Origin of the sequence: Pseudomonas sp. (genome assembly GCF_048269965.1) — a bacterium.
Taxonomy (GTDB): domain Bacteria; phylum Pseudomonadota; class Gammaproteobacteria; order Pseudomonadales; family Pseudomonadaceae; genus Aquipseudomonas.
In genome coordinates this window covers 129,544-153,710 of the sequence record NZ_JBLWTV010000009.1, presented here as the reverse complement: position 1 = coordinate 153,710, position 24,167 = coordinate 129,544, and the positions used below count along the sequence as shown (strand labels likewise).

19 protein-coding genes are annotated in these 24,167 nt (G+C 63.8%); 7 read left to right on the top strand and 12 right to left on the bottom strand.

Features of this window, described 5'->3' with window-relative positions:
* Positions 1-246: 246 nt before the first annotated feature.
* On the top strand, positions 247-1,014 hold the full coding sequence (locus ACN0X6_RS13040; protein WP_024307768.1) for a GntR family transcriptional regulator: 768 nt from the start codon (positions 247-249) through the stop codon (positions 1,012-1,014).
* Between the two features lie 368 nt (positions 1,015-1,382).
* Here ACN0X6_RS13040 and guaD read toward each other — a convergent pair whose 3' ends face one another.
* The 5 genes from guaD to ACN0X6_RS13015 all read right to left on the bottom strand — a co-directional run bounded on the left by guaD (position 1,383) and on the right by ACN0X6_RS13015 (position 9,403).
* A complete protein-coding gene (guaD, locus tag ACN0X6_RS13035) occupies positions 1,383-2,684 on the bottom strand; it encodes a guanine deaminase (protein WP_417704452.1) in 1,302 nt (433 codons plus the stop codon).
* 133 nt (positions 2,685-2,817) lie between these two features.
* Entirely contained in the window at positions 2,818-3,648 is an 831-nt protein-coding gene (xdhC, locus tag ACN0X6_RS13030) for a xanthine dehydrogenase accessory protein XdhC (protein WP_417704450.1), read from the bottom strand.
* A 210-nt stretch (positions 3,649-3,858) separates the two neighbouring features.
* On the bottom strand, positions 3,859-6,255 hold the full coding sequence (xdhB, locus tag ACN0X6_RS13025; RefSeq protein WP_417704448.1) for a xanthine dehydrogenase molybdopterin binding subunit: 2,397 nt from the start codon (positions 6,253-6,255) through the stop codon (positions 3,859-3,861).
* A gap of 75 nt (positions 6,256-6,330) precedes the next feature.
* Entirely contained in the window at positions 6,331-7,770 is a 1,440-nt protein-coding gene (gene xdhA / locus ACN0X6_RS13020) for a xanthine dehydrogenase small subunit (RefSeq protein ID WP_417704446.1), read from the bottom strand.
* Positions 7,771-8,269: 499 nt separating this feature from the next.
* On the bottom strand, positions 8,270-9,403 hold the full coding sequence (locus ACN0X6_RS13015) for an alkane 1-monooxygenase (RefSeq protein ID WP_417704444.1): 1,134 nt from the start codon (positions 9,401-9,403) through the stop codon (positions 8,270-8,272).
* A 232-nt stretch (positions 9,404-9,635) separates the two neighbouring features.
* Between ACN0X6_RS13015 and ACN0X6_RS13010 the strand changes: the two genes are divergently transcribed.
* The 4 genes from ACN0X6_RS13010 (at position 9,636) to ligA (ending at position 17,280) form a co-directional block, all read left to right on the top strand.
* A complete protein-coding gene (locus tag ACN0X6_RS13010) occupies positions 9,636-10,295 on the top strand; it encodes a GntR family transcriptional regulator (RefSeq protein WP_417704442.1) in 660 nt (219 codons plus the stop codon).
* Between the two features lie 6 nt (positions 10,296-10,301).
* A complete protein-coding gene (gene smc, locus ACN0X6_RS13005; protein WP_417704440.1) occupies positions 10,302-13,790 on the top strand; it encodes a chromosome segregation protein SMC in 3,489 nt (1,162 codons plus the stop codon).
* Positions 13,791-14,002: 212 nt separating this feature from the next.
* Positions 14,003-14,824, top strand: coding sequence for a cell division protein ZipA (gene zipA / locus ACN0X6_RS13000; RefSeq protein ID WP_160017678.1), 822 nt, complete (start codon positions 14,003-14,005; stop codon positions 14,822-14,824).
* 59 nt (positions 14,825-14,883) lie between these two features.
* Entirely contained in the window at positions 14,884-17,280 is a 2,397-nt protein-coding gene (gene ligA / locus ACN0X6_RS12995) for an NAD-dependent DNA ligase LigA (RefSeq protein WP_417704438.1), read from the top strand.
* Between the two features lie 396 nt (positions 17,281-17,676).
* Here the strand turns inward: ligA and ACN0X6_RS12990 are convergent, their stop codons facing one another.
* The 5 genes from ACN0X6_RS12990 to ACN0X6_RS12970 all read right to left on the bottom strand — a co-directional run bounded on the left by ACN0X6_RS12990 (position 17,677) and on the right by ACN0X6_RS12970 (position 20,658).
* Complete coding sequence (locus ACN0X6_RS12990; protein WP_017679224.1) at positions 17,677-18,045, bottom strand: glutathione S-transferase N-terminal domain-containing protein; 369 nt, start codon at positions 18,043-18,045, stop codon at positions 17,677-17,679.
* A 255-nt stretch (positions 18,046-18,300) separates the two neighbouring features.
* Positions 18,301-18,846, bottom strand: coding sequence for a GTP cyclohydrolase I FolE (gene folE / locus ACN0X6_RS12985; protein ID WP_075748315.1), 546 nt, complete (start codon positions 18,844-18,846; stop codon positions 18,301-18,303).
* 88 nt (positions 18,847-18,934) lie between these two features.
* A complete protein-coding gene (locus tag ACN0X6_RS12980) occupies positions 18,935-19,492 on the bottom strand; it encodes a Smr/MutS family protein (protein ID WP_417704435.1) in 558 nt (185 codons plus the stop codon).
* 166 nt (positions 19,493-19,658) lie between these two features.
* A complete protein-coding gene (locus tag ACN0X6_RS12975) occupies positions 19,659-19,979 on the bottom strand; it encodes a hypothetical protein (protein WP_417704433.1) in 321 nt (106 codons plus the stop codon).
* Between the two features lie 82 nt (positions 19,980-20,061).
* Complete coding sequence (locus ACN0X6_RS12970) at positions 20,062-20,658, bottom strand: cysteine hydrolase family protein (protein ID WP_417704432.1); 597 nt, start codon at positions 20,656-20,658, stop codon at positions 20,062-20,064.
* A 155-nt stretch (positions 20,659-20,813) separates the two neighbouring features.
* On the opposite strand from ACN0X6_RS12970, the gene ACN0X6_RS12965 reads away from it, so the two are divergent.
* Both ACN0X6_RS12965 and prmB read left to right on the top strand, forming a co-directional pair.
* Positions 20,814-20,942 carry a hypothetical protein gene (locus ACN0X6_RS12965; RefSeq protein ID WP_417704430.1) on the top strand — a complete coding sequence of 43 codons (129 nt, stop codon included), beginning with the start codon at positions 20,814-20,816 and terminating at the stop codon, positions 20,940-20,942.
* Positions 20,943-21,020: 78 nt separating this feature from the next.
* Positions 21,021-21,941, top strand: coding sequence for a 50S ribosomal protein L3 N(5)-glutamine methyltransferase (prmB, locus tag ACN0X6_RS12960; protein ID WP_417704428.1), 921 nt, complete (start codon positions 21,021-21,023; stop codon positions 21,939-21,941).
* Between the two features lie 269 nt (positions 21,942-22,210).
* Here prmB and ACN0X6_RS12955 read toward each other — a convergent pair whose 3' ends face one another.
* The gene (locus ACN0X6_RS12955) at positions 22,211-23,011 is read right to left on the bottom strand and encodes a hypothetical protein (RefSeq protein WP_192981653.1); all 801 of its coding nucleotides are present in this window, start codon (positions 23,009-23,011) and stop codon (positions 22,211-22,213) included.
* 36 nt (positions 23,012-23,047) lie between these two features.
* Positions 23,048-24,040 carry an alpha/beta hydrolase gene (locus tag ACN0X6_RS12950; protein ID WP_417704426.1) on the bottom strand — a complete coding sequence of 331 codons (993 nt, stop codon included), beginning with the start codon at positions 24,038-24,040 and terminating at the stop codon, positions 23,048-23,050.
* Between the last annotated feature and the right edge of the window lie 127 nt (positions 24,041-24,167).

The following is a 24,167-nucleotide window of genomic DNA, read 5'->3' as shown; positions in this document are numbered from 1 at the left end:
AGCCGCTAATGGCCTGAATGAGGCAGCTATATATAAGGAAAGAATTGGTTGTTCTGCGCTCAGCCTCAGGCGATGAGCTGCCGGTAGCTCAGCTATGACGTCATACAACGAAGGGTGTAGTGGCTGGTTGACTTGTGTACAATTGCCTGAATTTTTTTCTGATGTTTTTTCGCTCGGAGCTTGTCAGCTACCGGGTAGAACACAGTAGAGTCGCAGTGTCGCCGACTCTCATTGACGCGAGCCAGAATGAACGATCAATTGCAGCCTCTCAAGAAGCAGCCGCGCGTGGGCAAAAGCAGCCGCAGCGGGACTCAGGACGATGTCGTATATGCCCATATCTTCGATGCCATTCTCGAGCAGCGTCTGGCGCCCGGCACCAAGCTGAGCGAAGAGGCGCTGGGTGAGATCTTCGGCGTCAGTCGCACCATCATCCGTCGCGCCCTTTCGCGTCTGGCTCATGAGGGCGTGGTGTTGCTGCGCCCGAACCGTGGCGCGGTAGTGGCCAGCCCGAGCGTCGAAGAAGCGCGGCAGATCTTCTACGCGCGCCGTCTGGTCGAGCGCGCCATCACCGAGCTGGCCGTCGAGCACGCGACCGCCGAGCAACTGGCCGAGCTGCGCCAGATGGTCAAGGACGAGCAGGACAGCTTCTCACGCGGCGATCGAGGTGCAGGTATTCGCCTGTCCGGCGAGTTCCACCTGAAGTTGGCCGAGGCCGCGCGTAATGCGCCGCTGGTAAGTTTCCAGCGCAGCCTGGTGTCGCAGACCTCGCTGATCATCGCCCAGTACGAAAGCGGCAGCCGTTCGCATTGCTCCTATGACGAGCACAACCAACTGATCGACGCCATCGAGGCGCGCGATGCCGAGCGTGCCGTACACCTGATGATGCATCACATGGATCACATCGACAGCAAGCTGAATCTGGACGAGGAAAGCGCCTCGGACGATCTGCACGCAGTGTTCTCGCACCTGCTCCAGACCAAGAAGAAGCCCGGCCGCAGTGCTGCCAACCGCTGATTTGTTGCGTGTAACAAGAAAGCCCCGATGCTCGCGCATCGGGGCTTTTTCGTATCCAGCGCGGTAGGGTGCGCCGTGCGCACCATGGCCACGTGAAATTGGCCGGTGTGCTCGATCTGGGAACGGTTGATGTTCAGGGTGGATTACGCGGCGTACCGCTCTCATCTGCGCCTGCAAAATTGGCGTTCAGCGCCGCGAACCGACCCGTCAATCCGTAGGGTGGATCGCGCTTTATCGATCCACCGCTTTGCTGGATGTGAAAAACGACCTCCACCCTGCGCCACCCTGTCCGCCGCAATTCCCGTGCGGCCCTTGGTGCGCGCGGCGCACCCTAGGTCGGCCCGTGGATCGCGCGGTACACCCCGCGCTTAACGCTGGTGCACCGATACGCCGGCGGCGAAGGTTTCCTTCACGGTGCGGTCATCGCCGAGCATGGTCAGGGCGAACAGGCGTTCTTCCAGGCTCCTGGCCTGCTGCATGCGGTAGCTGATCAGCGGCGTGGCGTTGTAGTCCAGCACCAGGAAGTCGGCGTCCTTGCCGGGCAGGAAGTTGCCCAGCTTGTCGTCCAGGTACAGCGCGTTGGCGCCGCCCAGCGTGGCCAGATACAGCGACTTGAACGGGTCGAGTTTCTTGCCCTGCAGTTGCATGATCTTGTACGCCTCGTTCAGCGATTGCAGCTGGCTGAAGCTGGTGCCGGCGCCGACATCGGTGCCCAGGCCGACGCGCACACCATGGGCTTCCAGTTTGTTCAGGTCGAACAGGCCGCTACCCAGGAACAGGTTGGAGGTCGGGCAGAAGGCGACCGCCGAGCCGGTCTCGGCCAGGCGCTGGCATTCGTCGTCGCACAGGTGCACGCCATGGGCGAACACCGCGCGTGGGCCGATCAGCCTGTGGTGGTCGTAGACGTCCAGGTAGCCCTTGCGCTCGGGGAACAGCTCCTTGACCCAGGCCACCTCGGCCTTGTTCTCGGAAATATGGGTGTGCATGTACAGATCGGGATACTCGCCGAACAGCTTACCGGCCAGGTCCAGTTGCTCCGGGGTACTGGTGGGCGCGAAGCGCGGGGTGACCGCGTAGTGCAGGCGGCCCTTGCCGTGCCAGCGCTCGATCAATGCCTTGCTCTCGGCGTAGCCGGATTCGGCGGTGTCGGTCAGGTAGTCCGGGGCGTTGCGATCCATCAGCACCTTGCCGGCGATCATGCGCAGGTTGAGCTTGTCGGCCTGCTCGAAGAAGGCGTCCACCGACTGCGGGTGCACGCTGCCGAACACCAGGGCGGTGGTGGTGCCATTGCGCAGCAGTTCCTTGAGGAAGATCGCCGCCACGTCGCTGGCGTGCGCCTTGTCGGCGAACTGTTTCTCGGTGGGGAAGGTGTAGGTGTTGAGCCAGTCCAGCAACTGCTCGCCATAGGAGGCGATCATGCCGGTCTGCGGGTAGTGGATATGGGTGTCGATGAAGCCGGGCGTGATCAGCGCGTCGCGGTAGTGCTGAATGTCGACGCCGGCCAGCTTCGGCAGCAATTCGGCAGCTGCGCCGACCTGGGCGACTTTGCCGTTCTCGATCAGCAGGATGCCGTCCTCGAAATACTGGTAGGACGGCTCGACGCCGACGACGGCCGGGTCGGCGAGGCTATGCAGGATGGCGGCGCGGTAGGCTTTGATATTGGTGGTCATCTGTTAGGTCTCGATTGAGCGGGCAGTGCGTAGGGTTCGCGGGGCCGCCTAGGCTGTGCGCACCACGGACAATGCGGTGTTATTGGTGCGCGCGGCGCACCCTACTGGGCGCGGCGTGAATTAGGCAGAGTAGTCAGGACCGGCGCGAGGCCGGCAGCAGCTTGGCGATGCTGGATTCGCCTTTCTTCACGTCCTGGCCGAAGCTTGCGTTATAGGTGGCGATCACTTCGCCGGCGATGGACACGGCAATTTCCACCGGCAGTTTGCCCTTCACCTCGGCCAGGCCCATGGGGCAGCGCATGCGGGCCATCAGGCTTTCCTCGAAGCCACGTTCGCGCAGGCGATGCTCGAACCTGACGCGTTTGGTCTTTGAGCCGATCAGGCCGTAGTAGGCGAAGTCGCCGCGCTTGAGGATCGCCGCAGTCAGCTCCAGGTCGAGCTGGTGGTTGTGGGTCATGACGATGTAGTAACTGCCGGGCGGCATGTTCTCCACCTCGTCGACCACCTCGTCGCTCAGGATCTTCTGCGCGCCAGCGGGGATCTGCTCGGGAAACTCGTTCTCCCGCGAGTCGATCCAGCGCACCTTGCACGGCAGGCTGGCGAGCAGTGGTACCAGTGCGCGGCCGACGTGGCCGGCGCCGAACACGGCGATCTGCGCCTGTGGCTGGCCCATGGGCTCGAACAGCAGCACGGTGGCGCCGCCGCAGCACTGGCCGAGGCTGGCGCCGAGGGAGAAGCGCTCCAGGCGCGTGTCCTGGCTGCGCGTGGCGAGCATCTCGCGCGCCATCTCCATGGCCTTGTATTCCAGATGACCGCCGCCGATGGTTTCGAAGATGCGCTCGGCGGTGACCACCATCTTCGAGCCGGCGTTGCGCGGCGTCGAGCCTCGCTCTTCGATGATGGTCACCAGAACGCAGGCTTCACCTTGTTGCTGCAGGTCGGCGAGGGCGCTGATCCAGCTCATTTGCTCAGCCTCCAGGAAGGCGTGGTCTGTCCCGGGCGCGGCAGGCGCCAGTTGCTCGGCGAAGGGTCGAGAATCGGCTCCGGTGCCGGGCGAGCAGGGCGGTTATTCGGTTCGGTGTGTTTTGTCATTGTTGTGCACCGTGGTTTGGGGGGAGGGTGGGCTTCAGCCCACCAATACACCCCCGTTGATGTTGGTGGGCTGAAGCCCACCCTACGCTCCGACCGTTTCCATTTCGACGGCGCTTGTTCTGGCTTGTTTCAACTTGCGCATCTGCTCCACGCCCCAGAGCACGCGCTCGGGGGTAGCCGGGGCGTCGATCTGCGGCTGCACCTTGTAGTCTGCCAGGCTGGCCACGGCGTCCTTCAGGGCACACCAGGCGGCGATGCCGAGCATGAACGGCGGTTCGCCGACGGCCTTGGAGTGGAACACGGTGTCTTCCGGGTTCTTGCGGTTCTCCACCAGCTTCACGCGCAGGTCGATGGGCATGTCCGCGATGGCCGGGATCTTGTAGCTGGCCGGCCCGTTGGTCATCAGCTTGCCCTTGGCGTTCCACACCAGTTCTTCCATGGTCAGCCAGCCCATGCCCTGGACGAAGGCGCCCTCGACCTGGCCAATGTCGATGGCCGGGTTCAGCGAGTCGCCGACGTCATGCAGTATGTCGCCGCGCAGCATGCGGTATTCGCCGGTCAGGGTGTCGACCAGCACTTCCACGCAGGCCACGCCGTAGGCGTAGTAGTAGAAGGGACGGCCGGCGGCCTTGTCGCGGTCGTAGTAAATCTTCGGCGTGCGGTAGAAGCCGGTCGAAGACAGCGAGACCTGGCCGAAGTAGGCCTTCTGGATCATCTCCTCGAAGGACAGGAACTGATCGCGCACGCGCACCTGACCATTGCGGAATTCGACGTCTTCCGTGCTGACCTTGTACTCGCGCACCAGGAAGTCCACCAGGCGCTGCTTGATGATCTCCGCCGCGTTCTTCGCCGCCATGCCGTTGAGGTCGGCGCCGCTGGAGGCGGCGGTTGGCGACGTATTCGGCACCTTGTCGGTGTTGGTGGCGGTGATCTGGATGCGCTCGATATCGACCTGGAACACCTCGGCCACGACCTGCGCGACCTTGGTGTTGAGGCCCTGGCCCATCTCGGTGCCGCCATGATTGAGGTGGATCGAGCCGTCGGTGTAGATGTGGATCAGCGCGCCGGCCTGGTTGAGGAAAGTGGCGGTGAAGCTGATGCCGAATTTCACCGGGGTCATGGCCAGGCCTTTCTTCAATACCGGGCTCTTGGCGTTGAAGGCGCGAATTTCTTCACGACGCTTGGCGTACTCGCAGCTCTCCTCCAGCTCGGCAGTCATTTCGTGAATGACGTTGTGCTCGACGGTCTGGTGGTAGTGGGTGACGTTGCGCTCGGTCTTGCCGTAGTAGTTGAGCTTGCGCACGTCCAGCGGGTCCTTGCCCAGGCTGCGGGCGACGGCGTCCATCACTTCCTCGATGGCGACCATGCCCTGCGGGCCGCCGAAACCGCGGTAGGCGGTGTTCGAGGCGGTGTTGGTCTTGCAGCGATGACCGTTGATGGTGGCGTTGCCGAGGAAGTAGGCGTTGTCCGAGTGGAACATGGCGCGGTCGACGATGGAGCCGGAGAGATCCGGCGAGTAGCCGCAGTTGCCGGCCAGATCCATCTCGATGCCGTGCAGCAGGCCGTCGTCATCGAAGCCGACGTCGTACTCGACGTAGAAGGGATGACGCTTGCCGGTCATGCTCATGTCTTCCATGCGCGGCAGGCGCATCTTGGTCGGCCGGCCGGTGAGGTGCGCAATCACTGCGCACAGGCACGCCGGGCCGGCGGCCTGGGTTTCCTTGCCGCCGAAGCCGCCACCCATGCGGCGCATGTCGATGACGATCTTGTTCATCGGCACGCCGAGCACTTCGGCCACCAGCTTCTGTACCTCGGTGGGGTTCTGCGTCGAGGTGTAGACCAGCATGCCGCCGTCTTCGCTGGGCATGACCGAGGAAATCTGGGTTTCCAGATAGAAGTGCTCCTGGCCACCGATATGCAGGCTGCCCTGCAGGCGACGCGGGGCGCTTGCGAGCTTGCTGGCCGAGTCACCGATGCGGTGGGTGTGGCTGGCGAGCACGAAGTGCTTCTTGCGCAAGGCCTCGACCACGTCGAGCACCGGCTCCAGGTCCTCGTATTCGACGATCGCGGCCATGGCCGCCTTGCGCGCGGTTTCCAGACTGTCAGCAGCTACCGCCAGCACCACCTGGCCCACGTACTCGACCTTGCCGTCAGCCAGCAATGGATCACCGGCGACCACCGGGCCGATGTCCAACTGACCGGGTACGTCATCCTTGGTGATGGCGATGGCCACGCCTGGAAATTCGTAGCAGGGGCGGGTGTCGATACGCAGGATGCGCGCATGGGCGCGATCCGACTGGCGCGCGTAGACGTGCAACTGGTTGGGGAATTCCAGGCGGTCGTCGACATAGACCGCTTCACCGGACACGTGCTTGTCCGCGCTCTCGTGCTTGACGCTCTTGCCGACGCCGCTGGTCATGCCGGCGCGGAACAGGGCGGCCAGCTCTTCCTGGGATTTGTGTTCGATATGACTGGACATCTTCGCCTCCAAAACTTCGCATGCCGCCGGGCGGGCCGGCGGCGTATCAATTCACTGCGCCCTTAGAACAGGCTCTTAGGCGTAAGCGGTAACCCGGGTTTCGACCTCGGGCGACTGCTGCTCCAGGAAGAACTTGCGCAGCAGGTTCTGGGCAGTGAGCAGGCGGTATTCCTTGCTGGCGCGGAAATCCGACAGCGGGGTGAAGTCTTCACCCAGCGCGGCGCAGGCGCGTTCGATCACGCCCGGGTACCAGGCCGAGCCGACCAGTGCCGCTTCGCAGGCGCTGGCGCGTTTGGGGATGGCGGCCATGCCGCCGAAGGCAATACGCGCTGCGGTGACCACGCCCTCGACGATAGTCAGGTTGAAGGCGGCGCAGACGGCGGAAATGTCGTCGTCCAGGCGCTTGGAGACCTTGTAGGCGCGGAACGCCTGATTCGCCTGGGCACGCGGCACGATGATCTTCTCGATGAATTCGGCTTCCTGGCGCGCGGTCACCTTGTAATCGAGGAAGTAGTCCTGCAGCGGCAGGATGCGCCGGGTGTTGCCCTGGCGCAGGGCGATCTGCGCGCCAAGAGCGATCAGCAGCGGCGGAGCGTCGCCGATGGGCGAGGCGTTGCCGATGTTGCCGCCCAGGGTGCCCTGGTTGCGGATCTGCAGCGAGGCGAAGCGATGCAGCAGTTCGCCGAAGTCCGGGTATTCGCGCGACAGCGCTTCGTAGCAGTCGGACAGCGCTGCGGCAGCGCCGATTTCGATGGCGCTGTCGGTTACTTCGATGCGCTTCATGTCTTCGATGTGGCCGACGTAGATCATCACCGGCAGTTCACGGTGGAACTGGGTGACTTCCAGGGCCAGGTCGGTGCCACCGGCGAGCAGGCGTGCCTCGGGGTTGGCAGCATAGAGGTCGGCCAGGTCGGCCACGGTCAGCGGCACCAGGCAGCGCTTGTCGCCACTGTTGAGCTCGGCGGTTTCACGCGGGGCGATGGCCTGGAGCTGGGCCACGGTGTTGCTTTCGAAGGCATCGAACTGATCCGGCTGCTTCTGGCAGCAGGCCTGCTCGGCGGCATCGATGATCGGGCGGTAGCCGGTGCAGCGGCACAGGTTGCCGGCCAGGGCCTCCATCGTTGCGCCCTTGTCATAACCCTTCGAATTCTTCTGCAGGGCGAACAGCGACATGATGAAGCCGGGTGTGCAGAAGCCGCACTGCGAGCCGTGGCAGTCGACCATTGCCTGTTGCACGCTGTGCAGTTGGCCCTGGTGCTTGAGGTCTTCGACGGTGATCAGCTGCTTGCCGTGCAGGCTGGAGACGAAGGTCAGGCAGGAGTTGAGGGTGCGATAGCGCACGCGCTCCCCAATCAGCTCACCGACCACCACGGTGCAGGCACCACAGTCGCCGGAGGCGCAGCCTTCCTTGGTTCCGGTTTTGCCGACGTGTTCACGCAGGTAGTTGAGCACGGTGACGTTGGGGTCCAGGGCATGCTCGGTGCGCAGCTCCCGGTTGAGTAAAAACTGGATCAAGGACGACCTCCAGGCACTTTATTGTTATGAATCGGTGGCTCGCCGGGTAATGCGCACGCATTGCAAGGTCCGGGCGTGATTGGCCATGGGGGCAATCTAGAGTTTTCTGACTTTTGGGTCAACAAATATTTGACCTCGTGGTCAGCTTCTTGTCATGCATTTCAGTTATCAGCGCGGCGGGCGGGATTGATGCTCTGAGCGTAGCGGTTTTCGTGCCAGCGAGTGCTCTGCTGCGGGGGTTACGCAGGATGTCGCGGGGCTGCCTGGGCCTCGCGCACAAATGTTCGGCGGCGAATGGTTGGTGCGCATGGCGCACCCTGGGTGACTTTCATGCCTGCGAGGGCTCTGCCAGGGGGCCGAAGGGGGGGGCGCCGCGCGCACCAATGACCACGGGTACACATGGCACAGCACTGGTGCGCACAGCCTGGGCGGCCCCGCGACACCCTGCAAAAGCAAAACCCCGGGAGCTTGCGCAGCCGGGGTTGCTGGAGCAGGAGGCTTACGTCAACTGCGACTCACTCAGTTGGTGCTCTTCGCCGGCGTAGTAGGCGCGCACCCTGGGGTCCATCACGGCGCGCCACAGCGGTGGGAACACCGCGAGCACGATCATCCCGGCATAGCCATTGGGCAGCTGCGGGCTGTCGTCGAAATGGCGCAGCACCTGGTAGCGGCGCTTGGCGTAGGCGTGGTGGTCGGAGTGGCGCTGCAGGTGGAAGAGAAACAGGTTGGTCAGCAGGAAATTGCTGTTCCAGGAATGGTGCGCATTGGTGCGCTCGTAGCGGCCATTATCCAGCTTGCGCCGGTGCAGGCCGTAGTGTTCGACGTAGTTGACGATCTCCAGCAGGGTAAAGGCGATGAACGCCTGGCCGAGGAAGAACAGGGCGCCCAGCCAGCCGAAGGCGAGGGTGAAGCCGAGCAGCATGAGCGCGCTGATGGCGTACCACCCGATCAGCTCGTTGCGCCAGTGCAGTGCCGGCAGGCCGCGCCGCTTGAGACGCTCGGCCTCCAGCTTCCAGGCGTTGAGAAAGTTGTGCTTGTAGGCGTGGGGCAAAAAGGCATAGAGGCTCTGGCCGAAGCGTGAGGAGGAGGCATCCTCGGGCGTGGAGACGTGAACGTGATGGCCGCGCACATGCTCCACCTTGAAGCCGGCGTAGCACACCGCTGTCAGTAGCAGGCCGCCAGCATTCTGCTCCAGGAGTGCGTCCTTGTGGATCAGCTCGTGCGACACGGTGATGCCGATGGCGCCCATCACCGTACCGACCGACAGCACCCAGCCGAGCTTGCCGACCCAGCTCCAGCCTTCGTACGTGGCGAATACCCAGCCGCTCCACACCAGCATCGCCAGCAGCAGCGGCACCGTGGCCAGGCTCAGCAGGCGGTAGTAGCCCTGAGCTTCCAGGGCCGGCACTTCGTCGCGCTCATCCGGGTTGGCCGGGTCGCGACCGACGACGAAGTCCAGCAGGGGAATCACGCCGAACACCACGCCGATCACCAGCCAGGGCCAGGCGTCTGCATGGGCGCTGCCCTGTGACCAGTGATAGCTCAGCGGGATGCCCAGTACCGGGATCAGCCAGATCCAGTAGCCGACCTTTTTCAGGGCGAGCATCCAGTGTGAAGGCAGGCGTTCGAACATCGAATTCTCCAGGTCATTGCTGTCGCGGGGCTTATCTCAGATTGTAGGACAATCCATTTTCATGGACAGATGCCCACGACCAATCTTTAGAACGGAAAGTGCCCTGTGGGGACGCTTGGCGGGGTAACACCCTGTGTTACACTCGCCGCCAGATTTTCTTGCTCCCGCCCAGCCGTGACGGGGCTCCCAGACTCGACCGCCTGCCCCTGGATCGACGCAAATAAGGAATGTCATGACATTCAAGGCCCCGGACAGCCTCGCCGAGCAAATTGCCCATCACCTGGCCGAACGCATCATTCGCGGTGAGCTCAAGGAGCGTGAGCGCATCCAGGAGCAGAAAGTCACCCAGGCCCTCAACGTCAGCCGCGGCTCGGTGCGCGAAGCGCTGCTGATTCTCGAACGTCGCCACCTGATCGTGATCCTGCCGCGCCGTGGTGCCCAGGTCAGCGAACTGACCCCGCATCACGTCACCAGCCTCTACGCGCTGACCATCGAGCTCTACATCATGCTGGCGCGTGCGGTGATCGAGCGCTGGAAGGTGGAAACCGACCTGGCGCCCTTCGTCGATATCCAGCAGCGCCTGCTGGCCAGTCTGGAGCGCGGCGATATCGGCGCCTTCGTCGAGAGCAGCTTCGACGTGATGCGTGCGGCCTTTCCCTTCGCCGACAATCCCTATCTGCAGGAAACCCTGGAGAATCTGCTGCCGGCCATCAGTCGCACCTATCACCTGGCGCTGGAGCGGCGCAAAGGCGAGATGGGCCAGTTCATGGGCACCTTCGCCAGTCTGCTGCAGGCGATCATCGCCCGTGACCACGCGCGCGCGCGCGAGGTGCTGCAGGCTTATGGTCAGCACAACTGCCAGCTGGTGCTGGCGACCCTGGCCGAGCGCTGAGCCCCGATGCGCCTGAAGAACATCAAGCTGGCCGGCTTCAAGTCCTTCGTCGATCCGACGACGGTGAGCTTCCCCAGCAACATGGCGGCGGTGGTCGGGCCCAATGGTTGCGGCAAGTCCAACATCATCGATGCCGTGCGCTGGGTGATGGGCGAAAGCTCGGCGAAGAACCTGCGTGGCGAGTCGATGACCGACGTCATCTTCAACGGCTCCAACACGCGCAAGCCGGTGACCCAGGCTTCCATCGAGCTGATCTTCGACAACAGCGACAATTCGCTGGTGGGCGAATACGCCGCCTTCGCCGAGATTTCCATTCGCCGTCGGGTGACTCGCGACGGCCAGAACACCTACTTCCTCAACGGCACCAAATGTCGGCGCCGCGACATCACCGACATCTTCCTCGGCACCGGTCTGGGCCCGCGCAGCTACTCGATCATCGAGCAGGGCATGATCAGCAAGCTGATCGAGGCCAAGCCCGAGGAACTGCGCAACTTCATCGAGGAAGCCGCCGGCATCTCCAAGTACAAGGAGCGTCGCCGCGAGACCGAAAACCGCATCCGCCGTACCCAGGAAAACCTGGAGCGCCTGAGCGACCTGCGCGAAGAACTGGAACGCCAGCTCGAGCGCCTGCATCGCCAGGCCCAGGCGGCAGAGAAATATCAGGAATACAAGGCCGAGGAGCGCCAGCTCAAGGCGCAATTGCTGGCCCTGCGCTGGCAGAGCCTGAACCAGCAGGTCGGCAGTCGCGAGCAGGTGATCGGCGACCAGGAAGTGGCCTTCGAGGCCCTGGTGGCCGAGCAGCGCAGCGCCGATGCCAGCATCGAGCGCCTGCGCGATGGCCATCATGAGCTGAGCGAGCGGTTCAATCTGGTGCAGGGGCGCTTCTATTCCGTGGGCGGCGATATCGCCCGCGTCGAGCAGAGCATCCAGCACGGCCAGCAGCGCCTGCGGCAGTTGCAGGATGACCTGCGCGAGGCGGAAAAGGCGCGCCTGGAAACCGAATCCCACCTTGGTCACGACCGTACCCTGCTGGCCACTCTCGGCGAAGAGCTGGAGATGCTCCTGCCCGAGCAGGAGATGACCGCCGCCGCCGCCGAGGAATCCGCCGCCAGCCTGGAAGAGGCCGAGGCCGCCATGCACGGCTGGCAGGAGCAGTGGGACGGCTTCAACCAGCGCAGCGCCGAGCCGCGTCGCCAGGCCGAGGTGCAGCAGTCGCGCATCGCCCAACTGGAGCAGAGCCTGGAGCGCCTGGCCGAACGCCAGCGCCGTCTGGGCGAAGAACTGCAGCAGTTGGCGGCCGACCCCGAAGATGCCGCCATTCTCGAACTGAACGAACAGCTCGCTGCGGGTGAGCTGGAGCAGGAAGCCCTGCAGCTGGCCGAAGAGCAGCAGGCCGAGCGTCTGCAGCAACTGCGCGAGGAACTGCAGCAGGCCGGCCAGGCCCAGCAGCAGGCGCAGGGTGAGCTGCAGCGGCTGAACGGTCGCCTGGCTTCGCTGGAGGCGCTGCAACAGGCAGCGCTCGATCCTGGGCAGGGCGCGGGTGATTGGCTACGTGAACAGAACCTGCTGCAGCGCCCGCGTCTGGCCGAAGGCTTGCGCGTGGAGGCTGGCTGGGAGCAGGCGGTGGAAACCGTGCTCGGCGCCGATCTGCAGGCGGTGCTGCTGGATGATTTCGCCGGGCTGGATTTCTCGGTGCTGGAGCAGGGCGAGCTGCGCCTGGCCAGTCCCGTAAAGGGCGGCGCGCGCCGCGCCGGCAGCCTGCTGGACAAGGTCGAGTCGAGCCACGACCTGTCGCCCTGGCTGGCCGGCGTGCGCCCGGTGGAGTCCCTGGAGCAGGCGCTGGCGGCTCGCTCGCAATTGGCCGAGGGCGAAAGCCTGATCAGCCGCGACGGCTACTGGGTCGGCCGGCACTTCCTGCGCGTGCGTCGCGCCGCGGAATCCGATAGCGGCGTGCTGGCGCGCGGTCAGGAGCTGGAACGCCTGCAGCTGGAGCGCGAGGAGCGTGAAGCGGCCCTGGCGCAGCTGGATGAACGCCTGCTGGCGCTGCGCGAAGAGCAGCGTCGCCAGGAGGAACAACGTGAGCAGCAGCGCCGTCAGGGCCAGGAGCTGGCGCGTCAGTTGAGTGAGCTGAAGGCGCGGCTGTCCGCCAGCCAGGCCAAGGCCGAGCAACTGGGCCTGCGCCGTCGCCGTCTGCACGACGAGCTGCAGGAAGCGGCCGAGCAGCGCGAGATCGAGCAGGAACAACTGGGCGAGTCGCGCCTGCAATTGCAGGACGCACTGGACGCCATGGCGCTGGACAATGAACAGCGCGAGAGCTTGCTGGCCAGCCGCGACAGCCTGCGTGAGCGCCTCGATCGTGTGCGCCAGGACGCGCGTCAGCACAAGGATCATGCGCATCAACTGGCGGTGCGCGTCGGTTCGCTCAAGGCGCAGCACGACTCCACCCGCCAGGCGCTGGAGCGTCTGGAAATGCAGGCCGAGCGCTTGCATGAGCGGCGCGAGCAGCTGTCGCTGAACCTGGAGGAGGGCGAAGCGCCGCTGGAAGAACTGCGCATCAAGCTCGAGGAGCTGCTCGAGCGGCGCATGGCGGTGGACGACGAACTGCGTCAGGCGCGTCTGGCGCTGGAAGATGCCGATCGCGAACTGCGCGATGCCGAGAAGCGCCGCACCCAGGCCGAGCAGCAGGCGCAACTGCTGCGCAGCCAGCTGGAGCAACAGCGCATGGACTGGCAATCGCTCAACGTGCGGCGCAAGGCGCTGGCCGATCAGCTCGTCGAGGACAACTACGACCTGCACGGGGTGATCGCCACGCTGCCGGCCGAGGCCACGGAAAGCACCTGGGAAGAGGAACTGGAGCGCATGGCCGCACGCATCGCGCGGCTCGGGCCGATCAACCTGGCGGCCATCGACGAGTATCAGCAGCAGTCCGAGCGCAAGCGCTATCTGGATGCGCAGGATGCGGATCTGGTCGAAGCGCTGGAAACCCTGGAAAACGTCATCCGCAAGATCGACAAGGAAACGCGCAATCGTTTCAAGGACACCTTCGATCAGATCAATGGTGGTTTGCAGGCACTCTTTCCAAAAGTTTTCGGTGGCGGCAACGCTTATTTGGAACTCACCGGCGAAGATTTACTCGATACCGGTGTAACCATCATGGCGCGGCCCCCGGGCAAGAAGAACAGCACCATTCATTTGCTCTCCGGTGGAGAGAAAGCGCTGACCGCCCTGGCGTTGGTGTTTTCCATCTTCCAGCTCAATCCGGCGCCGTTCTGCATGTTGGACGAAGTGGATGCACCGCTGGACGACGCCAACGTCGGGCGCTATGCGCGGCTGGTCAAGGAGATGTCGGCAACGGTGCAGTTCATCTACATCACCCACAACAAGATCGCCATGGAAATGGCCGATCAGTTGATGGGGGTTACCATGCACGAGCCGGGTTGCTCGCGTCTGGTGGCAGTGGATGTCGAGGAGGCGCTGGCGATGGTGGAGGCGTGATGGCAGTGCGCCGCGAGATTAACTGAATACGGCAAAAGCTTGTGTGGCTGCCTGTGTAAAGTTGCCTTTCGTCGTGCTAGCTTATTGCCCACTTTTGTTACACGCGGAAAACGTCAGATAGAACATGAAGTTGGCGCCGCGTTTTATAGTCGAGTTGTGATCCGTTTGATTGGATCTTTTTTTCACCAGAATTTTTAAGGGTCAGGTATTTCATGGAATTCGGTCTGCGCGAGTGGCTGATCGTTATTGGCATCATCGTTATCGCTGGCATCCTGTTCGACGGCTGGCGCCGTATGCGCGGAGGCAAGGGCAAGCTCAAGTTCAGGCTTGACCGCAGCTTCGCCAACATGTCGGACGACGACAGTGATCCGGATCTGCTCAGTACACCGCGTGTGGTGCAACGCGACCACGAGCCGCAACTGGATGAAGACGACCTGCCCTCGATGACTGCCAAGGACCTGCCGCGTCGTCCGCGCAACGAGCCTCAGCAGGGCGACCTCAATCTGGCTGTCGATGAGCCGGTACCGACCTTGCTCAACCCGGTCGATGACCAACCCGTTGAACCCAAGAAAGCCACCAGGCCGGCTGTCGATGCTGCGCCGGTGGAAGAGGTGCTGGTAATCAACGTGGTCGCCCGCGACGACTTCGGTTTCAAGGGCCCGGCGCTGCTGCAGAACATTCTTGAAAGCGGCCTGCGTTTCGGCGAGATGGACATCTTCCACCGTCACGAGAGCATGGCAGGCAACGGCGAGGTGCTGTTCTCCATGGCCAATGCGCTCAAGCCAGGCACTTTCGATCTGGACGACATCGAAGGCTTCAGCACCCGTGCGGTGAGCTTCTTCCTCAGCCTGCCCGGCCCGCGTCATCCGAAGCAGGCCTTCGACGTGATGGTCGCTGCGGCGCGCAAGCTGGCCCATGAACTGGGCGGTGAGCTGAAGGACGACCAGCGCAGCGTGATGACTGCGCAAACCATCGAACACTACCGCCAGCGCATCGTCGAATTCGAGCGCCGGCAACTGACCCAGAAACGCTGAAACACCAGTGCATTGCAAAAGAGCAGCCGAGGCTGCTCTTTTCGTTTGAGAGACCGAGCATGACCGACGCCGCCCACCGTATTTCCGAACTGCGCAACGAACTGGACGCGCACAACTACCGTTACTACGTGCTGGACGAACCGAGCGTGCCCGACGCCGAGTACGACCGCCTGTTCCGCGAACTGCAGGCGCTGGAAGCCGAGCATCCGGAGCTGGTGACACCGGAGTCGCCGACCCAGCGCGTCGGCGGTGAAGCGCTCGGCGCCTTTGGCGAGGTGCGCCATGAAGTGCCGATGCTCAGCCTCGGCAATGCCTTCGAAGAGGACGACATGCGCGCGTTCGACCGCAGCGTGCAGAACGGCCTCGGTATGCAGGGCGGCGATTTGTTTGGTGGCGGTGCCGAGGTCGAGTACAGCTGCGAACCCAAGCTCGATGGCCTGGCCGTCAGCCTGCGTTACGAAAACGGGCAGCTGGTGCGCGGCGCCACGCGCGGTGATGGCAGTACCGGCGAGGACATCACCAGCAACGTACGCACCATCCGCAACGTGCCGCTCAAGCTGCAGGGCGAGGGCTGGCCGCAGGTGCTGGAAGTACGTGGCGAGGTGTTCATGCCCAAGGCCGGCTTCGAGGAGCTCAATGCGCGCCAAGCCGAGAGCGGCGGCAAGACCTTCGCCAACCCGCGTAACGCCGCCGCCGGCAGCCTGCGTCAGCTCGATCCGAAGATCACTGCCAGCCGTCCGCTGGAGTTCTGCTGCTACGGTGTCGGCCAGGTCAGCGGCGAACTGCCGGGCACTCAGGTGGCCATGCTGCAGCAGCTCAAGGCCTGGGGCGTGCCCATCAGTCGTGAGCTGAAACTGGCCAAGGGCGTGGAAGCTTGCCTGGACTACTACCGTGATATCGGCGAGCGGCGCATGAGCCTGGCCTATGACATCGATGGCGTGGTGTTCAAGGTCAACAATATCGAGGATCAGCAGCAGCTGGGCTTTCGCGCACGCACCCCGCACTGGGCCATCGCCCACAAGTTCCCGGCGCAGGAAGAGCTGACCGAGCTGCTCGACGTGGAATTTCAGGTCGGCCGTACCGGCGCGGTCACGCCCGTGGCGCGGCTGAATCCGGTCAAGGTGGCCGGCGTCATGGTGGCCAACGCCACCCTGCACAACATGGACGAAGTGGCGCGCCTGGGCGTGATGATCGGCGATACGGTGATCATCCGCCGCGCCGGTGACGTGATCCCGCAGGTAATGGCGGTGGTGCCCGAGCGTCGCCCGGATAATGCGCGCCCCGTGCATATCCCCGAACAATGCCCGGTGTGCGGCTCGGCGGTGGAGCGCACGCAACTGGTCAAGCGCAGCAAGGGCAAGGAGTCGCTCAGCGAAGGTTCGGTGTATCGCTGCGTCGGTCGTCTGAGCTGCCAGGCGCAGCTCAAGCAGGCGATCATTCACTTCGTTTCGCGCCGCGCCATGGACATCGAAGGTCTCGGCGACAAGACCATCGAGCAGTTGGTGGACGAGAAGCTGATCGCCTCACCGGCCGACCTGTACAAGCTGCAGTACGAGCAGATCATCGGCCTGGAAGGCTTCGCCGAGGTCTCCAGCAACAAGCTGCTGGCGGCCATCGCCGATAGCCGCAAGCCCACGCTGGCGCGCTTTATCTACGCGCTCGGTATCCCCGATGTGGGCGAGGAAACCGCCAAGGTGCTGGCGCGCTCCCTGGCCTCGCTGGCGCGCGTGCGTCAGGCGCTGCCCCAGGTGCTCACCTACTTGCCGGACATCGGTCTGGAGGTGGCGCATGAGATCCACAGCTTCTTCGAGGACGCGCATAACCAGCAGGTGATCAGCGCCTTGCTCGGCGAGTGCGGCCTCGAGTTGCAGGAAGAGGGCGAACTGAGCGCCGAGTTCTCGGCGGTTGCTACCCTCGGCGGCATGCTCGACAAGCTGAACATCCCGAGTGTTGGCCCCGGTGCTGCACAGAAATTGGCTGAGCGTTTCAGAACCTTAGATGCGCTGATTGAGGTGGCGAAGCTAGTCGACAAGGATGCCGATGGGCAATGGCTGAAGCTGAACACCTTGTCGGGGGTGAACGAGAAGGCCAAGCAATCTTTGCGAGCATTCTTTGCCAACCCAGATAATCAGACTCTTGCCCGCGCCATCGAGCAGCAATTGCGTGACTTCGGCATGCACTGGGAAAGCGAGAAGAAGGTCGCCGAAGGCCTGCCGCTGGCCGGGCAGACCTGGGTGCTGACCGGCACCCTGGAGGTGATGAGTCGCGACGTGGCCAAGGAGAAGCTGGAAAGCCTCGGTGCCAAGGTGGCCGGCTCGGTATCAGCCAAAACCCATTGCGTCGTCGCAGGGCCGGGCGCTGGCTCGAAGCTGGCCAAGGCCAGCGAGCTCGGGGTTAAGGTATTGGACGAAGCGCAGTTCCTCGACCAGCTCAAGGCCTACGGTATCGAACCCTAGGGCGCTGTTCGCGAGCAGCGCTCGCTCCTGCAGGGGAGGCGAAGATGCGCCGATCCTGTAGGAGCGGCTTCAGCCGCGAAATGATCGGTGCAGGGTAGCTCCGAGGCTCCCGGATTGCATCCGGGCTACGGTCCACCGCAACGGTGGATCGATGAAACGTGATCCACCCGACGATGTCGGCTGGTGCGGCGCTGACCTGCGTCCGGGTAGGGTGGATGACGCTCTTTTCATCGGTCTTGGCGATGCATCGGCTGTGGAGGGTGCAGCGCTCTGGCGGGTTTCACCCGCCCTACGTTCTGACCATGCTCGGTCGCACCAGCAGAGCCGCACGGCGCACCCTGCATCCGTCGACACGAACCGTAGGGTGCGCCGTGCGCACCGCAGCCCCTCCGATCCTCAACCGGCGAAACGCTGATCCAGATAGGCGATGATCGCCTTGGATTCGTACAGCCAGGTGCTCTGACCGTTTTCCTCGATGCGCAGACACGGCACCTTGATGCGGCCGCCGTGCTGTTCCAGCGCCTGCCGGTGTTCGGCATCGTGCTTGGCGTCGCGCAACTGCACCGGCAGGTTGAGGCGATGCAGGCTGCGCCGCACCTTGACGCAGAACGGGCAGGCGTGGAACTGGTACAGCGCCAGGTCGGCGGTGGCGCGCTCGACTTCGGCTTGCGCCTCGGGGCTGCGCTTGAGCTTGCGCGGGCGGCTGATCCAGTCGACGAATATGACGAGCTGGCCCAGGCCGATACGAAGGGCTTTGAGCAACATGTTGCTAACTCCTGAACGGGCGTGCCGCGAGCGGCACTCCAAATAATGATGAAGATCTTCGTGGCATGACCGCCCTCATCCGGCGCTTCGCGCCACCTTGATCCACAGGGATGTGGTGAATGCAGTACTCCCGCCGGGAGCGGGAGCTGCCTCCCGGAGGGCGAAGGGCATCGAGGAGGGCGTCGCTGCGCGACTTTCACGCTAACGGGGCGATGGCCGTTCAGCCAAGTGAGCGGCCGTCGTCCAGAGGCTGGCTCAGCGAACCAGATTGAGGAATTCGCCGCGGGTCGCCGGGTTGCTGCGGAACTCGCCGAGCATCACCGAGGTGACCATGGAGGAATTCTGCTTCTCCACGCCGCGCATCATCATGCACATGTGCTGCGCTTCGATGACCACTGCCACGCCCAGTGCACCGGTGACCTGCTCGACCGCTTCGGCGATCTGCCGACTGAGGTTTTCCTGGATCTGCAGGCGCCGCGCGTACATGTCGACGATGCGCGCCACCTTGGACAGGCCGAGCACCTTGCCGTTGGGAATGTAGGCGACATGAGCCTTGCCGATGAACGGCAGCAGGTGATGCTCGCACAGCGAGTACAGCTCGATGTTCTTGACCAGCACCATTTCGCTGTTGTCGGAGCTGAACAGTGCGCCGTTGGTGACTTCTTCCAGCGTCTGCTGGTAGCCACGGCAGAGGTACTGCATGGCTTTGGCGGCGCGCTTGGGCGTGTCCAGCAGGCCTTCACGGGTAACGTCCTCGCCAAGCTGGCCGAGGATCGCGGTGTACTGTTGTTCCAGGGACATGGAAAATCCTGTTGGGTATCGAGTGGGCGCAGGGTAGGGCGCCGACAAGGGCCTGACAAGAGTGCCAGGCGCCAATGCGGTTATCTCATTACTCGTCGCGACCATCCATCATGGTGCGCTTGAGGATGATGTACACCGCGCCGGTGCCGCCGTGTTTGGCCAGGCAGGAGCTGAAACCCAGCACCTGCGGATGCTGGCGCAGCCAGGTGTTCACATGGCTCTTGATCATCGGTTTGCGTCCGTCCATGCGCACTGCCTTGCCGTGAGTGACGCGCACGCAGCGAATCTCCAGCTTGGTGGCTTCGGCGAGAAACTCCCACAGCGTATCGCGCGCCTTCTCGACGCTCATGCCGTGCAGGTCGAGGCTGCCGTCGAAGGGGATCTGGCCCAGCTTGAGCTTGCGCATCTGACCGTCCTGCACGCCGTTGCCGGCCCAATACAACGGGTCTTCGGCGCCGACGTCGATGACGAACTGGTCTGACAGCCCGTCCACCTTGGTCTCGCCCTGGCTGATGGTCGCAGCCTGGCGCAGGGTGTTGAACCGTGTACGGTCAGCTTTGGGTTTGCCGGTGTCGGCGCGGTCGTGCTTGATCGGCTTGACGCCGCGCAGCTCGGCCTGGAACAGGGAAAAGTCGTCGTCTTGCATCGGTGGCTCCGCGAAACAGGCGGGCATTTTACCCAAATGCCGGGCGCTGTAAGCGTAGAAAGACCAATTCATGGGAGCCAGCGTGCTGGCGATCACTGATCCTGTCAGCGCAAAGTATCGCTGGCAAGCCAGCTCCTACAGTTGTGGGCGCTGTGTTTTCAGGCGATCAGTCGCGCTTTTTCATCAGTGATGGCGACAGGCTCAGGTCGCTGGGGCGACGCAGGCGTCTGCGGCAGCGACGCCAGAATGCGATGCCGGCCCACAACAGGAACAGGCCGAGCAGTAGCAGAACGATGGCCTCGCCGGTGGAGTCGTTGAGCGTACCCAGCACGGGCGCGCGGCCTGCGAGTGAGGCGATGCCCGCCATCGACAAGAGAATGCCGAAAGTGGCGAGCAGGGCGCCCAGGCCGGCTCCGATACGCAGGCGCCAGTTTCTCGGCTGGCGTGGGCGCAAGCGGCGTGCATCGAAATCGTCGGACAGCTTCATTCCGATTTCCTTTGGCTTATCGCTGCTACGACCGACTGGTCGCGTCCGGGTTCCGCAGCGTTGGCGATAACTGCTACAGGCTTCACACCAGCGATTTGGCGTGCGGCACCAGGGTGGCGAAGTTGTCGCCCAGCGCGATCATCTCGATGCGATGTACCTCGGCGGCGGCAATCACGCTGCCGTCCGCTGCAGGCAGGTCGCGGGTGGCGCAGGCGGCATCGACCAGGGTGCAGCGATATCCATAGTCCTTGGCGGCGCGCACCGTGGTGCTGACGCTGGAATGGGTCATGAAGCCGCAGACGATCAGATCGAGATGGCCGAGCGCCTGCAGGCGATCATGCAGCTCGGTGCCGGCAAAAGCGTTGGGCAGGCGTTTCTCCACGACGATCTCGCCAGCCAGCGGGGCCGCTTCCGGCAGGTGACGACCGCGCGGACCGCTGGGGTCGAGCAGGCCGCCGGGAATGCCGAGGTGTTTGACGTGAACGATGTCGGCACCGGCACTGCGCGCTGCTGCCAGCAGGCTGGCGATCTCTGCCAGCGCGGGGTCCAGGCCCGGCAGCGCGAGTACGCCGCTGCGGTATTCTTCCTGGGCATCGATGATCAGCAGGGTCGCATTGTTCAGGCTGGCCGGCGCGTGGCCACGACCGGTGAGCTGGAACATGGTTTGCGGATGGGACATCTCGGGCTCCTGGCTGATGGTGATGATGTGCCATTGTCCGCTTGCCAGAGCGCTCTGTGAACCTCTATCTGCGCCAAGGCTTGCTCGGTGCATTTTGCCGGAGCAGAATCGGAACTGCCCTGAAGGAGTCAGGGTCGTACGCAAAAGGAGTTGCCATGTCACTTTTGTCGCAGTTTTCCCCGCATTTCTGGCTTTTGTTCTCCATCGCCGTGGCCATCGCGGTTCTGCGCGAGCTGCGTCGTCCTGATGACCAGGCTTTGCGCAAGAAGCGCGAGCGCTCATGAACACTGGTTGATCCGCCATTCATGCGCTAGCCACCCGCACTGGGCTAAACTTCCGCACTTTTCACCCGGAGGCCGCCCGTGACTGCTCTCACTACCCGTTTACGCACCCTGCGTGATTACATCCGTTGGGCTGTCAGCCGCTTTCAGGCCGAGCAACTGTTCTTCGGCCATGGCACCGACAACGCCTGGGATGAAGCGCGCCAACTGGTGCTCGGTGCGCTGCACCTGCCTTGGGAAATTTCCGACGCCTACCTCGATTGCCGCCTGGAAGACGACGAGCACGCTCATCTGCAGGCGCTGCTCGAGCGCCGTATCGAAGAGCGTGTACCCACCGCGTACCTGCTCGGCGAAGCCTGGTTCTGCGGTTTGCCCTTCGTCGTCGATGAGCGTGTGCTGGTGCCGCGCTCGCCGATCGCCGAGCTGATCGACCGTCATTTCGCCCCCTGGCTGCCGACCGAGCCGGCGCGCATTCTCGACCTGTGCACCGGCTCCGGCTGCATTGGCATCGCCTGCGCCTACGAATTCCCTGAAGCGGAAGTGGTGCTGGGCGACCTGTCGTTCGATGCGCTGGAGGTGGCCAACCTCAATATCGAGCGCCATGGCCTGGAGGAGCGTGTCTACTGTGTGCAGGGCGATGGTTTCGCTGGGTTGCCGGGGCAGCGTTTCGACCTGATCGTCTCCAACCCGCCCTATGTCGACGCCGAGGATTTTGCCGACATGCCCGCCGAATACCAGCACGAGCCGGCGATGGGCCTGGCGTGCGGCAATGATGGCCTGGATCTGGTGCGACGCATGCTGGCCGAGGCGGCCGATCACCTGACCGAGCGCGGCGTGCTGATCGTCGAGGTGGGCAACAGCCAGGTGCATGTCGAGGCGCTGTACCCGGAAGTGGACTTCACCTGGCTGGACTTCCAGCGCGGCGGGCACGGCGTGTTCCTGCTGGCGGCCAAGCAGTGCCGCGAGCATCAGGCACTGTTTCGTTCGCGCATCGACGGCTGATCCGCCGGTGCGCACGGGAATTGCGGCTGGCAGGGTGGCGTAGGGTGGATGTCGATTTTTACATCCACCAAAACGGTGGATCGATAAAGCACGATCCACCCTACGGATTGACCTGGGGTGCGCCGCGCGCACCAAGTGCCAAACGGGAATTGCGGCTGACAGGCTGGGATGGGTGGATGTCGGTTTTTACATCCACCAAAACGGTGGATCGATAAAGCGTGATCCACCCTACGGGCTGACGTAGGGTGCGCCGCGCGCACCAGGGGCCGCTAGCGTGTGGCGATCCAGATCAGCAGGCCGGCCTGAAACAGGCTGAACGCCACCAGGCAGGTGATGGTGAAGCGCAGGCCGCTGTCTTCGCGCTTGAGGCGCTCGAGCCGATCTTCCAGCTTGCGCAGTTTGACGTCCTGCTCCTGCAGCGTCTGGTCGGCTTGCTGCAACATCGCGGCGGCGTCCAGCAACTCGATGATCTGCACCTTCTCGGCATGCCAGTCGCCATGCAGCGAGCTGACTCGCGGTGCGCTGTAGAAAGGCTTGAGTTGCAACGGGTCGCTGTACTCGATGGTGAAACCCTGCGCCTTCAGCGCGTGGTCACGGCGGGCGCGGGCGGCGTCATTGAAGTTGTCCTTGGTCGGCAAGGCGGCGCCCTCGACCTGATAATGCGCGTACTGCTTGCGTGCCCAGGCGATGCCCTGGGCCATGAGAAAGCGCCCCAGGCCACGATTGGCCGGCTCTACGCTCAGGCCCTTGTCGGGGCCGAAGCGAACCTCCTTGCGTTGATGGTCGGCCCAGACTTCCAGCAGGTTGTTGTGGCGATGCAGGCGCTGGCCGGGCACCTGGATGGTCAGGCGCAGCAGGCTCGTGTCTTTGGCGTGACGCTCCACCCGGCCAAGCTGAACGAAGCGCAGTGGCCTGGGACCGGTTTCCCGGTCGACGGGTAGCGGCGCCAGACGCAGCAGGCTGAATTGCTCGGCTGGAAGGTCCGCCCAGGGATGTGGCGCGGCAGGCGTTTCGCTTGTCGCCGCTTCGGCATCCGGCGCCTGTGCCTGCGGGGCTGGGTTCTCGCTCATGGGCGTCCTGTGTACTGTTCGGTGGCCTTCGATGCGTTATCGGCCATTTTCCTCAGCACTGGAGTGAATAAAGGACAGGATCTTCTCACCCAGCGCACGGGCCAAGGGTAGCTGTGGATCGTCGTAGGACGCCAGCTGTTCGTTCCAGGGCGCCGGGGTGATGCGCAGGACATGATTCATGCCGGCTATCATCGCCAGTTCGGCATCGGGTTTGGCCTGCTTGAGCGCTTCGGCGTTGTCCGGGCTGACCTGGGCGTCGTGAGTACCTTGCACGATCAGTGCGGGAATTTGCAGCGCGGCGAAGTTTTCCGCCGGATCCTGGCGCAGCAGGCTGATCAGGTAGGGCTGTACGCTGGGGCGATAGATCGCTTGCAGTTCCCTGGGCACCTTGGGCTGCAGCTTGCCGCGAATCAGGTTGGCGAGGATGTGCCGGCTCTCGGCCAGGAGCGGCGGCGGCAGGCGCATGGCCAGTTGCATGTCCAACACCTGGCCGATGGGGTAGGCGGGGCCGGCAATGGACACCAGGGCATCGGCCTGGCTACCGGGCGCGGCCAGGCTGGCGATCAGCGCGCCTTCGCTGTGACCGATGAGAATCAGTCGATCAAAACGCGGGTCATCCCTGAGCAACCCGGCCCAACCTTCGGCATCGGCCACATAGCGCTCGACGCTGAGGTCCCTTTCGTCCGGCGTGGCGGTGCGGCTGGCGGCCACGCCGCGCTTGTCGTAGCGCAGGCTGGCGATGCCATTGCGCGCCAGCACCTGGGCCAGCTTCTTCAGCGCATCGTTATGCCCGCCCTCGGGGTTGTTGCCGTCGCGGTCGGTAGGGCCGGAGCCGGCGATCAGCAGCGCCACCGGCACCGGCTTGTCGCTCTGCGGCACCAGCAGGCTGCCGTACAGGGTGCCCTGGTCGGTGTCGAGGCTGATGGGTGATTGCTGGGTGGTGTTGGCCTGGGCCAGGCCGGTGATCAGTGTGAGGGACAAGAGCAGGGCTCGTAGCATGATGAGGGCAGGGTAGTGGCAGGTTGGCATTGGACGCTGGCCGCGGGCCAAGGTTCGGGCACTTCTAAAAACTAGCTGCGTTGTCATCACTGCGTTAGAAAACAGGCTGGAGCGCCAGCCCGGTCAATGCTCATTTACAGCCCGTAAAGTCGAGCGC

Excerpts from the sequence above, each read along its gene's own strand:
- ACN0X6_RS13040 (WP_024307768.1), top strand. The coding sequence starts at position 247 with ATGAACGATCAATTGCAGCCTCTCAAGAAGCAGCCGCGCGTGGGCAAA.
- guaD (WP_417704452.1), bottom strand. The coding sequence starts at position 2,684 with ATGACCACCAATATCAAAGCCTACCGCGCCGCCATCCTGCATAGCCTC.
- xdhC (WP_417704450.1), bottom strand. The coding sequence starts at position 3,648 with ATGAGCTGGATCAGCGCCCTCGCCGACCTGCAGCAACAAGGTGAAGCC.
- xdhB (WP_417704448.1), bottom strand. The coding sequence starts at position 6,255 with ATGTCCAGTCATATCGAACACAAATCCCAGGAAGAGCTGGCCGCCCTG.
- ACN0X6_RS13015 (WP_417704444.1), bottom strand. The coding sequence starts at position 9,403 with ATGTTCGAACGCCTGCCTTCACACTGGATGCTCGCCCTGAAAAAGGTC.
- ACN0X6_RS13010 (WP_417704442.1), top strand. The coding sequence starts at position 9,636 with ATGACATTCAAGGCCCCGGACAGCCTCGCCGAGCAAATTGCCCATCAC.
- smc (WP_417704440.1), top strand. The coding sequence starts at position 10,302 with ATGCGCCTGAAGAACATCAAGCTGGCCGGCTTCAAGTCCTTCGTCGAT.
- zipA (WP_160017678.1), top strand. The coding sequence starts at position 14,003 with ATGGAATTCGGTCTGCGCGAGTGGCTGATCGTTATTGGCATCATCGTT.
- ligA (WP_417704438.1), top strand. The coding sequence starts at position 14,884 with ATGACCGACGCCGCCCACCGTATTTCCGAACTGCGCAACGAACTGGAC.
- ACN0X6_RS12990 (WP_017679224.1), bottom strand. The coding sequence starts at position 18,045 with ATGTTGCTCAAAGCCCTTCGTATCGGCCTGGGCCAGCTCGTCATATTC.
- folE (WP_075748315.1), bottom strand. The coding sequence starts at position 18,846 with ATGTCCCTGGAACAACAGTACACCGCGATCCTCGGCCAGCTTGGCGAG.
- ACN0X6_RS12980 (WP_417704435.1), bottom strand. The coding sequence starts at position 19,492 with ATGCAAGACGACGACTTTTCCCTGTTCCAGGCCGAGCTGCGCGGCGTC.
- ACN0X6_RS12975 (WP_417704433.1), bottom strand. The coding sequence starts at position 19,979 with ATGAAGCTGTCCGACGATTTCGATGCACGCCGCTTGCGCCCACGCCAG.
- ACN0X6_RS12970 (WP_417704432.1), bottom strand. The coding sequence starts at position 20,658 with ATGTCCCATCCGCAAACCATGTTCCAGCTCACCGGTCGTGGCCACGCG.
- ACN0X6_RS12965 (WP_417704430.1), top strand. The coding sequence starts at position 20,814 with ATGTCACTTTTGTCGCAGTTTTCCCCGCATTTCTGGCTTTTGTTCTCC.
- ACN0X6_RS12955 (WP_192981653.1), bottom strand. The coding sequence starts at position 23,011 with ATGAGCGAGAACCCAGCCCCGCAGGCACAGGCGCCGGATGCCGAAGCG.
- ACN0X6_RS12950 (WP_417704426.1), bottom strand. The coding sequence starts at position 24,040 with ATGCCAACCTGCCACTACCCTGCCCTCATCATGCTACGAGCCCTGCTC.